The sequence below is a fragment of the Collinsella sp. TF07-1 genome (assembly GCF_003437235.1).
Lineage (GTDB): Bacteria > Actinomycetota > Coriobacteriia > Coriobacteriales > Coriobacteriaceae > Collinsella.
The window spans coordinates 1-11,835 of sequence record NZ_QSRV01000019.1; the positions used below are offsets into that span (position 1 = coordinate 1).

Consider the following 11,835-nt stretch of genomic DNA (forward strand, 5'->3'; position numbering starts at 1 on the left):
ACTTCGTGCGGCGGGAGCTTCTTGCGTCCTGCGGAATGCGGCGGAAAGTTAACCTATGCCGGACCCTGCGGGAATCCAGTTGGATTGGAACAAGCAACCCAACATATATCTGAATTTGGATGGGAGGGGCTTGTTGCTGGTAGGGGCGTTGAAGCGCGAGTGACACTTTGGGATGCGTGGCGGCTTGGGTTGGGGCGATGCTTTGGGATGGGCTTCTTACTTAGGTGAAGAGGGGCTTTATGGCTGAGAGGTAGTCTTTGGCTACGTCGGCTTTGTTTGCTTGGAAGTTGTGCCAGGCCCACCATTGGACCATTCCTACGAAGCTTGAGGCTATGTGGTGTAGTAGGAAGCTTCGGTCCATGGTGGCGGCGGGGCCGTTTGGGTCGGTAGGGACGGTTTCGGCTGCTCGTGACATGATGGTCTTGCGTAAGCAGTCGGCGAAGACGCGTGAGCCGGCGCCGGCTACCAGCGCTCGGACGCCCTGGCGACGTTCCCATAGATTGTTGAGAATATGCTCGACCTGCACGAGTGGGTCGTCGAGCGGTGCGCCATCGTCGTCGAGGGCGTGGGTGCAGATGTCGCTCACGAGTTCGGACAGTAGGTCATCTTTGCTTTTGAAGAGGCCGTAGAACGTGGCCCGACCCACATGGGCGCGAGCGATAATGTCGCCGACGGTGATCTTGCCGTAGTCCTCTTCACGCAGCAGCTCGGAGAACGCCGCAACGATGGCAGCGCGGCTTTTTGCCTTGCGGGCATCCATGGCTATGCGTCCGCGTGAACGAGCAGGCAGCGGAGCGTACCGGAGCAGCCCTCGTAGGGGCGCTTACCGGCGCCGTAGCCGACGGCCTCGATGCGGTAGCGGGCCGGCAGGTGCTCGGACGTGCGCAGTGCGGCGACGATGGCGGCGCCCGTGGGCGTCACAAGCTCGCCGGCGACTGGTGCGGGCGTGAGGACGATATTGCCCGCCTGGCACAGGTTGACGACAGCGGGGACGGGAATGGGCATGAGACCGTGGGCACAACGGATGGTACCGTGACCCTCGGAGAGCGACTCGACCACGATGTCCTCAATACCCAGGTCATCGAGGCAGATGGCGACAGAGCAGACGTCGACGATGGAATCGACGGCGCCCACCTCGTGGAACATGACGGTCTCGGGCGTTTTGCCGTGAGCCTTGGCCTCGGCAGCGGCGAGCGCGGTAAAGATGGCGAGGGCGCGACGCTTGGCGCCATCGCTTAACTGCGAGCCATCGATGATGGCGGTGACGTCAGCCAAAGAACGGTGGTGATGGTGGTGGGCGTGATGGTGGCCCTCGTGGTTGTGGTCATGCTCGTGGCAGTGCTCGTGTTCGTGCTCGCCATGATCATGATGGTGGTGCTCATGCTCGTGCGTGTGCTCGGCAGCTGCTTCGTTGCCGTAGAGCCAGGCCATATCGTGATCGTGGTTCTCGAGCTCCTCTGCAAGCTGGACGTCGAAATCGCAGGCGTCGATGCCGTGCTTGTTTACGCGCGTCACAGCGATCGAAAAGCCGTCGACCGGCAGCGTGGCGAGCTGTTCGCGCAGGTGTTCCTCGTTGGCGCCCAGGTCGAGCAGGGCCGCGACGGTCATATCGCCGCTGATGCCCGAGGTGCCGTCGATGATAAGCGTGTGCTGATGGTTGGACATGGGATGCTCCTTAGCGGGCGCGGGGCGTGCCGGCGCTCAGATGATTGATAAGACTTGCCTGGTAGGCGGCACCAAAGCCGTTGTCGATATTGACGACCGAGACGCCGCTGGCGCAGGAGTTGAGCATGGCGAGCAGCGCGGCCACGCCACCAAAGTTCGCGCCGTAGCCCACGCTGGTGGGAACGGCGATGACCGGGCAACTCACCAGGCCGCCGATGACGCTCGCCAGGGCGCCTTCCATGCCGGCGATGGCGATGACCACCTGTGCCTGGGCAAGTTCCTCGGCATGCGCGAGCAGACGGTGCAGACCGGCGACACCCACGTCGTAGAGGCGGTCGACCTCGTTGCCATAGAACTCAGCCGTCAACGCGGCTTCCTCGGCGACGGGCAGGTCGCTCGTGCCGGCGCAGGCGACAACGATGCGTCCGTTGCCGGTAGGGGAGGGCTTGCCGCCCACGAGGGCGAGCTGTGCGTCCGGGACATATCCCAGGTCGATGCCGTTGTCGAGGAGCTCCGAGGTGCGGATTGCCTTCTCGGCATCCAGGCGCGTGACCAGGATGCGCTCCTGGCCGGCATCGCGCAGCGCTTTGATAATGGCGGCAATCTGATCGGCGGTTTTACCGGCACCGTAGACAACCTCGCCGGCTCCCTGGCGCACCCCGCGCGAAAGATCGAGCTGCGCAAAGCCCAAATCGGCGGTCGGAGCCGTCTGGATGCGTGTGAGGGCGTCGGCAGGGGTGACTGCCCCGCCGGCAACATCGCTCAGCAAATGCTCAAGATCTCGCTTATCCATATATGTTCCCTTCGACGGCGCAAAGTCTAGCACTCGAGGGGCTGTTTCCGAACATTAAGACAAAACTGTTCGGAAACTAGACATAGAAGATTTGATTCTATTGTTAGATGGATCGGCTAGTCACGCAGGATGATGTCCATGGCGAGCATCAGGTTGCGCTCGTCGATGGCAAACGGGGCGGCCTCGCGCGTCTTGGGCTTGGCGCAAAATGCGATGCCGGTGCCCGCGGCTTGAATCATGGGGATGTCGTTGGCGCCGTCGCCGATCGCCGCGGTATGGGCCATGTCGACGCCGCACTCAACTGCCCAATCCAGCATCTGGATGAGCTTGGACTCCTTGGTCACAATGTCCGCAGCCAACTTACCGGTGAGCTTGCCGTCCACGACCTCCAGGCGGTTAGCGAGGCAAAAGTCGATGCCCGCGGCGGCCACGATCTTATCGGCGACCTCGTGAAAGCCGCCGCTTACCACGCCGACTTTCCAGCCCTTGCTGTGCGCCGAGCGCACAAGCTCCAGCGCGCCGGGGGTAAACGTCACGCGCTCAAACGTGCGCTCGAACACGCTCTCGTCCAAGCCGGCAAGCAGCCCCACGCGCTCCTCGAGCGCCTGCTTAAAGTCAAGCTCGCCGCGCATGGCGCGCTCAGTGATCTTCGCCACTTGCTCGCCTACGCCGGCCTCCTCGCCCAAAAGATCGATAACCTCCTGGTTGATGAGTGTGGAGTCGATATCCATAACGATGAGGCGTGCAGTCATGGCGGGCCTTTCCGAGTGCTGTTTTATTGGGGCATATTGTCGCACGTGACGAGCGCGGGCGGGTGCCGCGGCGCGTCAATTGTTTCGTCTCCGTCAAGTCTTTGGGCAGGAGCCACTTTTTCGCGGCACATCGACGCGAGTGCGATAAGATAGAACGCCATGTCTGGCTGCGCGGTTTACGCAGGCTGGGCAAATCTGTACGACGCCGCCCGGAACGACACGGGGCGGCACAGATCCATAAAGGAGGATCACTGGTATGAGCCAGACCCGTCCCATCGATGAGCATTCCATGCACACCCGTACCTGCGGCGAGCTTCGCTTCGAGAACGTGGGCGAAGAGGTCACCCTCACCGGTTGGGTGAGCCGTCGCCGCGACCACGGCGGCCTTATCTTCTGCGACCTTCGCGACCGCGAGGGCATCACGCAGCTCACCTTCGACCCCGAGCACTCCGACGGCGATGCCTTTAAGATCGCCGAGACCATGCGTCCCGAGTGGCCCATCAAGATTCACGGCGTCGTGCGCGCCCGTGGCGAGGAGACCACCAACACCAAGCTCGCGACCGGCGAGATCGAGGTCCTGACCGACCACGCCGAGGTGCTCAACACGTCCGTCACCCCGCCGTTCCAAATCGAGGACGGCATCGAGACCAGCGAGGACACCCGCCTGCGCTATCGCTATCTGGACCTTCGTCGTCCCGAGATGATGGCCAACCTCAAGCTGCGCTCCGACTTTACCTTTGCCATTCGCGAGGCGCTGCACAACCGTGAGTTCATGGAGGTCGAGACGCCCTCCCTGTTCAAGTCTACGCCCGAGGGCGCCCGCGACTTCATCGTCCCCAGCCGCATCCAGCCGGGCAACTTCTATGCCCTGCCGCAGTCCCCGCAGCTCCTGAAGCAGCTGCTTATGGTCGGTGGCGTCGAGCGCTACTACCAGGTTGCCAAGTGCTTCCGCGACGAGGACTTGCGTGCCGACCGTCAGCCCGAGTTCACCCAGGTCGATATTGAGATGTCCTTCGTGGACCAGAATGACGTCATGAGCGCGCTCGAAGAGGTCCTGGCCGATGCCTTCGGCCGCATGGGTGTCGAGATGCCCACGCCGCTGCGTCGCATGAACTACTGGGAGGCCATGGACACCTATGGCTCCGACAAGCCCGATACCCGCTATGGCATGCACTTGGTCGACCTGACCGACATCTTCGCCAACTCCAAGTTCAAGGTCTTTGCGACTGCCGCAAACGAGGAGGGCTCTGTCGTCAAGGCTATCAACGCCAAGGGCGCCGGTGCCTGGGCACGTGCCAAGATCGATAAGCTCGCCGGCGTGGCCTCCACGTTTGGCGCCAAGGGCTTGGCCTGGATCGCCTTCCGCGAGGACGGCTCCATCAACAGCCCCATCGTCAAGTTCTTCTCGGACGAGGAGATGACCGCTCTGCGCGAGCGCATGGACGTCGAGCCCGGCGACCTTGTGATGTTCGCCGCCGGCCCGCGCCTGCTCTCCGACGAGATCCTGGGCGGCATGCGTTCCCACATGGCCAACGCGCTCGAGATCAAGCGCGAGGGCCACGACTTCCTGTGGGTCGTCAACTTCCCGCTGTTCCACTGGGACGAGGACCGCAAGGCTTACGCTGCCGAGCACCAGCCCTTCACCCTGCCGACCGAGACCGACATCGCCAAGATCGAGGCCAATCCGTTGGCAGCCGGTTCTTGCACCTACGACTTTGTCATGGACGGCTTTGAGGCCGGTGGCGGCGGTATGCGTATCCACAACGCCGAGATGCAGATGTCCATGCTCAAGCTCCTGGGCTTTACCGAGGAGCGCGCCGAGTCTCAGTTTGGCTTCCTCATGGAGGCGCTCAAGTTTGGTGCGCCCCCGATGGGCGGTTTCGCTCTGGGCCTGGACCGCGTGTGCATGCTGCTCACCGGTTCCGACTCCATCCGCGACGTCATGGCGTTCCCCAAGACGGCCAGCGGCTCCGACCTCATGTCGGGCGCCCCGAGTGCCGTAAGCGGCGCCCAGCTCAAGGACGTCAGCCTGCGCCTGATGTAGGCAAGCGGCTACATATTGCCCGTAACGAGGGAGGGACACGTGCCTTCCCTCGTTTTTTGTGGGACGGGGATGCGGCCGGTAACGTACAATAACTACCACGTGGCTGGGTTTTGCCGGCCGAATGTGCGATGCCGCGGGAGGGGACATGGTCGAGTTTACAAAGACGATTAAAGATCCGTTGGGACTTCATGCCCGCCCGGTTGCGCTGCTCTATGACATCATTGCCAAGCATCGTAGCGACGTGTCAGTCAGCATCGGCGATCGCCACACGGATGGCCGCGATGTCATGGGACTCATGGCCCTCTATGGTGAGTGCGGCGAGGACATCGTGTTCCGCGTTTCGGGCGTAGACGAGGCTTCCTGCGTCACATCGATTAGAAACCTCTCGCTCTAAGCATGACAGGGCGCGGCAAAAGACAGCTTTTGCCGCGCCTTTTTGTTTCATATAGGAAACTTTTCCGAAAACTGAATAGGGACCCTTTCCAAAAAGTTAACCACGTGCTAGTTTACTGTAGCGAACATAGACGTGGTTAACTTTTGCTGCGTCGATGTCGAGGACGAACTGACGTTAGGAGCACACTCATGTCTTGCGGACCGCAGATGCCGGCCATGCCGCTTTCGATGGTGAAAGCGGGCGAAACCGTGCACGTGTCTCGTGTAAAGGGCAATGAGGACATGAAGCACCACCTCAAGGACCTCGGCTTTGTCGAGGGCAGTGAGGTTCACGTGGTGAGTTCGAGTGGCGCCAATATCATCGTCACCGTGCTGGGCGCACGCTTTGGTATCGATACCAAGGTCGCCATGCACATCATGACCGTCGGTTAGTTCGCAGCATTTCATAAAAGCTGAAAGGGGGAAAAGAATATGAAGACGTTGGGTGACGTTAAGGTGGGCGAGAGCTCTACCATCGTCAAGCTTCACGGCGAGGGCGCGCTTCGCCGTCACCTTATGGACCTGGGCCTCATCAAGGGCACTTCGTTCAAGGTCGTTAAGGTTGCGCCGCTCGGAGATCCGGTCGAGATCAACGTGCGCGGCTACGAGCTTTCCATCCGCAAGGAGGAGGCTGCCGTCGTCGAGGTCCAGTAAGGGCCCGCGGCGAATATTTCTGCAGATAAAGTTAGGTTTTTCTAACTTAAATTTGCAATGTTGAAGCACATTATCCAGCCCGTGCGGAGAAAGCAGCGCGGGCACACAAGGAAGAAGGATTGAATGGCGGATTCTCAGATCCATGTCGCGCTGGCGGGCAACCCCAACTGCGGCAAGACCACGCTTTTCAACCTGATCACCGGCGCCAACGGCTACGTTGGCAACTGGCCCGGCGTCACGGTTGAGAAAAAGGAAGCCAAGCTCCTGAGTGACAAGAACGTCACGATTACGGACCTCCCCGGCATCTACTCGCTTTCCCCCTACAGCCCCGAGGAGCAGTGCTCGCGCGACTACCTCATGAGCGGCGAGCCCGATGTCGTCGTCCAGGTGGTCGATGCCACCAACCTCGAGCGCAACCTGTACCTGGCGCTTCAGGTTATCGAGACCGGCCTGCCCGTGGTCGTCGCCCTCAACATGGCCGACTTGGTCGAGAAGAACGGCGACAAGATCGACACGGACAAGCTCTCCAAGAAGCTCGGTTGTCCGGTCATGATGATCTCGGCCCTTAAGAACAAGGGTATCAATGAGCTGTTCGAGCAGGTCAAGAAGTCCGCTGCTTCCAAGGGCCAGGTGCCGGAGCACAAGTTCGATTCTTCTATCGAGGACGTTCTGACCCACATCGAGAACAACCTGCCGGCGAGCGTTCCCGCCAACAAGCGTCGCTACTACGCCGTCAAGCTGTTTGAGCGCGATGCGGACGCCTGCAAGCTCATCAACCTCACCAAGGAGAAGGCCGATCGCGTTGAGCAGCTGGTCGCCCAGTGCGAGCAGGATTGCGACGACGATGCCGAGTCCATCATCACCGGCGAGCGCTACGGCGTGATCGCCCACATCATTGACGAGTGCCTCACCAAGGCCCCTGCCAAGATGAGCACCTCCGAGAAGATCGACCGCGTGGTTACCAACCGTATCCTGGGCCTGCCGATCTTTGTGGTCATCATGTTCTGCGTGTACTACATTGCCGTCTCTACCTTGGGCGGCACGGTGACCGACTTCACCAACGACCAGCTCTTCGGCACCGACGGCTGGTATGTGCTCGGCCAGGGTCGCGACGCCTACGATGAGGCTGTCGAGGCCGCGGGCGACGACGCCGATTCGATTGACCCGGCGGAGTACGGCCCCTATGTCCCGGGTATCACCACCGCGGTGCATGACGCTCTCGTGGCGGGCGGTACCGAGGACGGTGGTCTGGTCGATTCGCTCGTCTGCGACGGCATCGTGGCTGGCATCGGCGCCATCATGGGCTTCGTCCCGCAGATGTTCCTGCTCTTTGTGATGCTGTCTTTCTTGGAGGACTGCGGTTACATGGCCCGCGTCGCCTTCATCATGGACCGCGTGTTCCGCCGCTTTGGCCTGTCCGGTAAGTCCTTTATCCCCATGCTCGTGTCCTCGGGCTGCGGCGTCCCCGGCGTCATGGCCACCAAGACCATCGAGAACGAGAAGGACCGCCGCATGACGGTCATGACCACCACGTTCATCCCCTGCGGCGCCAAGCTGCCGATCATCGCCCTGCTCATGGGTTCCATCATTGGCGACTCTTCTACCACCGCTGCGTGGATCAGCCCGCTCTTCTACTTCCTGGGCGTCTTTGCCGTCATTGCCTCGGGCCTCATGCTCAAGAAGACCAAGCTCTTCGCCGGCCGCCCGACGCCGTTTGTTATGGAGCTTCCTGCCTACCACTTCCCGGCGATCCGCTCTTGGGCGCTGCACGTGTGGGAGCGCTGCTTCGCCTTTATCAAGAAGGCCGGCACGGTCATCTTTGCGTCCACCGTCGTCGTTTGGTTCCTCTCCAACTTTGGTAGCTACAACGGCGCCTTTGGCTACCTGCCTTCCATGGAGGGCATCCCCGAGGAGTTCATGGATTACTCCGTGCTTGCCATGTTCGGCAACCTGGTCGCTTGGATCTTCGCCCCGCTCGGCTTTAGCACCTGGCAGGCAACCGCGCTGACCGTCTCTGGCCTCGTCGCCAAGGAGAACGTTGTCGCCACCGCCGGCTCGCTGCTCTCTGTCGCCGACGCCGGCGAGACCGACCCGAGCCTGTGGACCGCGTTTGCGGCTATGTTCCCGACCATGGGCGCTTGCGTCGCCTTTGGTGCCTTCAACCTGCTGTGCGCTCCGTGCTTTGCCGCTATCGGCACCATCCGTAACCAGATGAACTCCGGTAAGTGGACCGCGATTGCCATCGGCTACGAGTGTGCCTTTGCTTGGGTCATCGGCCTGTTCATCAACCAGTTCTATAACCTGCTTGTTCTTGGGCAGTTTGGTATCTGGACGGTTGTGGCCATCGCGCTGCTGGTTGCGATGCTCTTCCAGATCTTCCGTCCCATGCCCAAACACGCATGGACCGACGAGGACGAGACCAACACTGCTTCCGCCGCAGTTTCCGCTTAAGTCCGAATAAGGATTAGCCCCTTTCCACGAGCCCGGGTGTCCCAGCGACACTCGGGCTTTTTGGTGAGGGAGATGTGGCGTTTCCGCAGATAAAAACGACCAAAATAAACCTGTCCCTTTTTGGCAGGTGGAGAATGGGGTAAAGTAAGTGGTGGTTAACTAGAGGAGGCTTGCTATGGCACCTATCGATATTGTTGTGCTGGCCGTTATCGCCATTGCGTTTGTCGCCGTGTGCGTGCGCATTTATCGCAAGGGCACCTGCGCCGACTGCGCTCAAGGTGGCGTTTGCACAGGACATTGCTCCAACAAAAAGACCTGCGCCGCACTTAAGGGCGTGGACAAAATTGCCGAAGACCTGGGCCGCGGTATCAAATAGGACTCAGGCATCAAAGCGCCCCGCGAGCATCCGTTCACGGGGGCGCTTTGTGCATTCGGGGGCGAGCGCGGCGATTGGACTCGATGCCGCCGGCCGTCCGCATTTGAGTCGTTAGGGAGGGTGCCCCCTCTTGCGGCGTACATTTTTGGGAATATTCAGCAAACGTATGTCCCGATAGAGGGGCAGAACGGCTGTTTTAAGTGCCTCCGATGGCGTAATTCGCCATCGGAGGCACTTATTTATGCCGATCGGGCGCAAAATGCGCACCAAATGGGGCGTCGAGGACGCTGCGCGGCGCACTCCGATGCTGAATATTCCCAAAAATGTACGTCGGGACATGACCCACCTGGGCAAAAGCACACAAGTTCGGTGTTCAGGGGTGCCAGTATCGGCGGTATACTGGAGTTTTGTGAACCGAGCAGAAGCCGGGGGAACACGTGCGCTCGGGCACCGCTCGGTTGCTGCTACGATAGATAGGTCAGTAATTTGCCGCCGAGCGGCTCAAACGAAAGGAAGCCTGCATGGAGTCCTCCTCCTACCCGATGCTCTTTAGCCCGATCAAGGTCGGTACGACCGAGGTCAAGAACCGCGTCTTTATGCCGCCGGTATCTACCAACCTGGCCGATCACGGCTATGTGACCGACGACTTGGTCGATCATTACCGTGCCCGCGCCAAGGGCGGCGTGGGCCTCATCATCACCGAGGTCGTGACGGTCGAGCCCACCTATACCTATCTGCCGGGTGACATGTGCTGCTACGATGACACGTTTATCCCCGGCTGGGAAAAGCTCGCCGCAGCCGTCCACGAGTACGGCTGCAAGATCATGCCGCAGCTCTTCCACCCCGCCTACATGGCCTTTAACATTCCGGGCACGCCACGCCTCATCGCCCCGTCCTTTGTGGGCCCGTCCTATGCCCGCGAGGCACCGCGCCCCATCACGGTTGACGAGATCCACGAGCTCACGCATCAGTTCGGCGACGCCGCCGTGCGTATGCAGAAGGCCGGCGTCGATGGCGTCGAGGTCCATGCGGCGCACGCGCACGGCATGCTCGGCGGCTTTTTGACCCCGCTCTATAACAAGCGTACCGACGAGTATGGCGGCTCGCTCGACGCCCGCATGCGCTTCTTGCTCGAGGTCATCGCCGAGATTCGCGAGCGCTGCGGCAAGGACTTTATCATCGACGTCCGTATCTCGGGCGACGAGTACACCGATGGCGGTCTGACCCTCAACGACATGATCTACGTCTCGCGTCGCCTGGAGAAGGCTGGTGTCGACATGATCCACGTGTCGGGCGGCACCACTATCAAGCGCGGCTCTGCCATTCCCGCCGCCGGTACGCAGCAGGCCTCGCATGCCGCCTGCTCGCGCGAGATCAAAAAGCACGTCAACATTCCCGTCGCCACCGTCGGTCGCATCAACGAGGCCTGGATCGCCGAGGAGCTGATCGAGGACGGCGCTGCCGACATCTGCATGATGGGCCGTGCCAATCTGTGCGATGCCGAGTTCTGCAACAAGGCCGCATCTGGTAATGCCGACGATATTCGCCCCTGCATCGGTTGTCTGCGCTGCCTGAACGGCATCATGTTTGGCAAGCGCATCTCCTGCACCGTCAATCCGGACGTGGAGCGCGACGAGGCCGGCTACGAGCCTGCCGCCGAGGCAAAGAACGTGCTCGTTGTGGGTGCCGGTCCCGCGGGCATGGAGGCAGCCTACATTGCCGCCAAGCGCGGCCATAACGTGGTGCTCGTGGACAAGCAGGACGAGCCGGGCGGCGAGATGCGCATCGCAGCCGTTCCGCCAGCAAAGCAGGAGCTCACGCGCGTGATCAAGTATCAGTACCGTCGCCTAGCCGAGGCAGGCGTCACGTGCGTCTTTGGTACCGAGCTTTCGGCCGAAGACATTCAGCGCGATTATGCAGGCTACGAGGTTGTCCTGGCTTATGGCGCCGAGCCCATCGCTCCGGCCTTTATGCAGGGCTTTAAGCAAGTTATGACGGCTGACGACCTGCTGGGCGGCAAGGCTTTCCCGGGCAAGAAGATCGTCATCGTGGGCGGCGGCACCGTTGGCTGCGAGACGGCCGATTACCTGGCCCCGCTGGTCAACGACCTTTCGCCGGCCAATCGCGATGTCACCGTTATCGAGATGACCAAGACGCTCGCCGCCAACGAGGGCGGTGCCGGTCGTGCGGTGCTCATCACGCGCATGCTCTCCAAGGGCGTTCACGTGCTGACCGAGGCCAAGGTGACCGAGATTACCGAGGACACCATCAGTTACGAAAAGGACGGCGAGATCCGCACCATCGCCGATGCTGATACGCTGGTGCTTGCCATGGGCTATCGTCCCAACACCAAGCTGGCCGACGACCTTGCCGCTGCCGGCGTTGCCATCCACGTGCTGGGTGATGCCAACAAGTGCGGCAACATCCGCGACGCCATCGGCGATGGCTACAAGGTCGCCTGCGAACTCTAGTTAACCCCTTGGTGCGTGCGGATGGTCTCCTCGACGAGCTTTTTTGCCCGTTACGTCGATAAAGAGGGGAACGGATGCCTTGAGCACACCCATCAGACGGGTAACGGCGAGGTTGCCGCCATCCCAGGGCGGCTTCATGGAGTAGCGCCCGTACGCATCGAACTTTTCTTCTCATAGATGTGCGGCGCAAAGAGCCC

General features: G+C 61.1%; 11 protein-coding genes. 7 read left to right on the forward strand and 4 right to left on the reverse strand.

The genetic code is table 11. The features are described 5' to 3' along the window. Nucleotides 1–220 precede the first annotated feature (220 nt). The 4 genes from DXC67_RS07695 to serB all read right to left on the reverse strand — a co-directional run bounded on the left by DXC67_RS07695 (nt 221) and on the right by serB (nt 3,210). A complete protein-coding gene (locus DXC67_RS07695) occupies nt 221–760 on the reverse strand; it encodes a TetR/AcrR family transcriptional regulator (RefSeq protein WP_117637965.1) in 540 nt (179 codons plus the stop codon). Between the two features lie 2 nt (nt 761–762). Next, nucleotides 763–1,665, reverse strand: coding sequence for a LarC family nickel insertion protein (locus DXC67_RS07700; RefSeq protein ID WP_117637966.1), 903 nt, complete (start codon nt 1,663–1,665; stop codon nt 763–765). A gap of 10 nt (nt 1,666–1,675) precedes the next feature. Then, the gene (larB, locus tag DXC67_RS07705; protein ID WP_117637967.1) at nt 1,676–2,458 is read right to left on the reverse strand and encodes a nickel pincer cofactor biosynthesis protein LarB; all 783 of its coding nucleotides are present in this window, start codon (nt 2,456–2,458) and stop codon (nt 1,676–1,678) included. A 116-nt stretch (nt 2,459–2,574) separates the two neighbouring features. After that, nucleotides 2,575–3,210 carry a phosphoserine phosphatase SerB gene (gene serB, locus DXC67_RS07710; RefSeq protein ID WP_117637968.1) on the reverse strand — a complete coding sequence of 212 codons (636 nt, stop codon included), beginning with the start codon at nt 3,208–3,210 and terminating at the stop codon, nt 2,575–2,577. Nucleotides 3,211–3,466: 256 nt separating this feature from the next. Between serB and aspS the strand changes: the two genes are divergently transcribed. The 7 genes from aspS to DXC67_RS07745 all read left to right on the forward strand — a co-directional run bounded on the left by aspS (nt 3,467) and on the right by DXC67_RS07745 (nt 11,638). Continuing rightward, the gene (aspS, locus tag DXC67_RS07715) at nt 3,467–5,254 is read left to right on the forward strand and encodes an aspartate--tRNA ligase (protein ID WP_117637969.1); all 1,788 of its coding nucleotides are present in this window, start codon (nt 3,467–3,469) and stop codon (nt 5,252–5,254) included. Nucleotides 5,255–5,399: 145 nt separating this feature from the next. Beyond that, entirely contained in the window at nt 5,400–5,648 is a 249-nt protein-coding gene (locus tag DXC67_RS07720; protein ID WP_035136856.1) for an HPr family phosphocarrier protein, read from the forward strand. Between the two features lie 188 nt (nt 5,649–5,836). Then, nucleotides 5,837–6,079, forward strand: coding sequence for a FeoA family protein (locus DXC67_RS07725; protein WP_231500839.1), 243 nt, complete (start codon nt 5,837–5,839; stop codon nt 6,077–6,079). A gap of 39 nt (nt 6,080–6,118) precedes the next feature. Beyond that, the gene (locus tag DXC67_RS07730; protein WP_006234774.1) at nt 6,119–6,340 is read left to right on the forward strand and encodes a FeoA family protein; all 222 of its coding nucleotides are present in this window, start codon (nt 6,119–6,121) and stop codon (nt 6,338–6,340) included. A gap of 123 nt (nt 6,341–6,463) precedes the next feature. Next, entirely contained in the window at nt 6,464–8,791 is a 2,328-nt protein-coding gene (locus DXC67_RS07735; protein WP_117637970.1) for a ferrous iron transporter B, read from the forward strand. Nucleotides 8,792–8,966: 175 nt separating this feature from the next. Then, nucleotides 8,967–9,167, forward strand: coding sequence for a hypothetical protein (locus DXC67_RS07740; RefSeq protein WP_117637971.1), 201 nt, complete (start codon nt 8,967–8,969; stop codon nt 9,165–9,167). A 521-nt stretch (nt 9,168–9,688) separates the two neighbouring features. After that, the gene (locus DXC67_RS07745; protein ID WP_117637972.1) at nt 9,689–11,638 is read left to right on the forward strand and encodes an NAD(P)/FAD-dependent oxidoreductase; all 1,950 of its coding nucleotides are present in this window, start codon (nt 9,689–9,691) and stop codon (nt 11,636–11,638) included. Nucleotides 11,639–11,835: the final 197 nt, after the last annotated feature.

Bases quoted from the DNA above. Each gene is read 5' to 3' on its own strand.
- DXC67_RS07695 (WP_117637965.1), bottom strand. From the start codon at position 760: ATGGATGCCCGCAAGGCAAAAAGCCGCGCTGCCATCGTTGCGGCGTTC.
- DXC67_RS07700 (WP_117637966.1), bottom strand. From the start codon at position 1,665: ATGTCCAACCATCAGCACACGCTTATCATCGACGGCACCTCGGGCATC.
- larB (WP_117637967.1), bottom strand. From the start codon at position 2,458: ATGGATAAGCGAGATCTTGAGCATTTGCTGAGCGATGTTGCCGGCGGG.
- serB (WP_117637968.1), bottom strand. From the start codon at position 3,210: ATGACTGCACGCCTCATCGTTATGGATATCGACTCCACACTCATCAAC.
- aspS (WP_117637969.1), top strand. From the start codon at position 3,467: ATGAGCCAGACCCGTCCCATCGATGAGCATTCCATGCACACCCGTACC.
- DXC67_RS07720 (WP_035136856.1), top strand. From the start codon at position 5,400: ATGGTCGAGTTTACAAAGACGATTAAAGATCCGTTGGGACTTCATGCC.
- DXC67_RS07725 (WP_231500839.1), top strand. From the start codon at position 5,837: ATGTCTTGCGGACCGCAGATGCCGGCCATGCCGCTTTCGATGGTGAAA.
- DXC67_RS07730 (WP_006234774.1), top strand. From the start codon at position 6,119: ATGAAGACGTTGGGTGACGTTAAGGTGGGCGAGAGCTCTACCATCGTC.
- DXC67_RS07735 (WP_117637970.1), top strand. From the start codon at position 6,464: ATGGCGGATTCTCAGATCCATGTCGCGCTGGCGGGCAACCCCAACTGC.
- DXC67_RS07740 (WP_117637971.1), top strand. From the start codon at position 8,967: ATGGCACCTATCGATATTGTTGTGCTGGCCGTTATCGCCATTGCGTTT.
- DXC67_RS07745 (WP_117637972.1), top strand. From the start codon at position 9,689: ATGGAGTCCTCCTCCTACCCGATGCTCTTTAGCCCGATCAAGGTCGGT.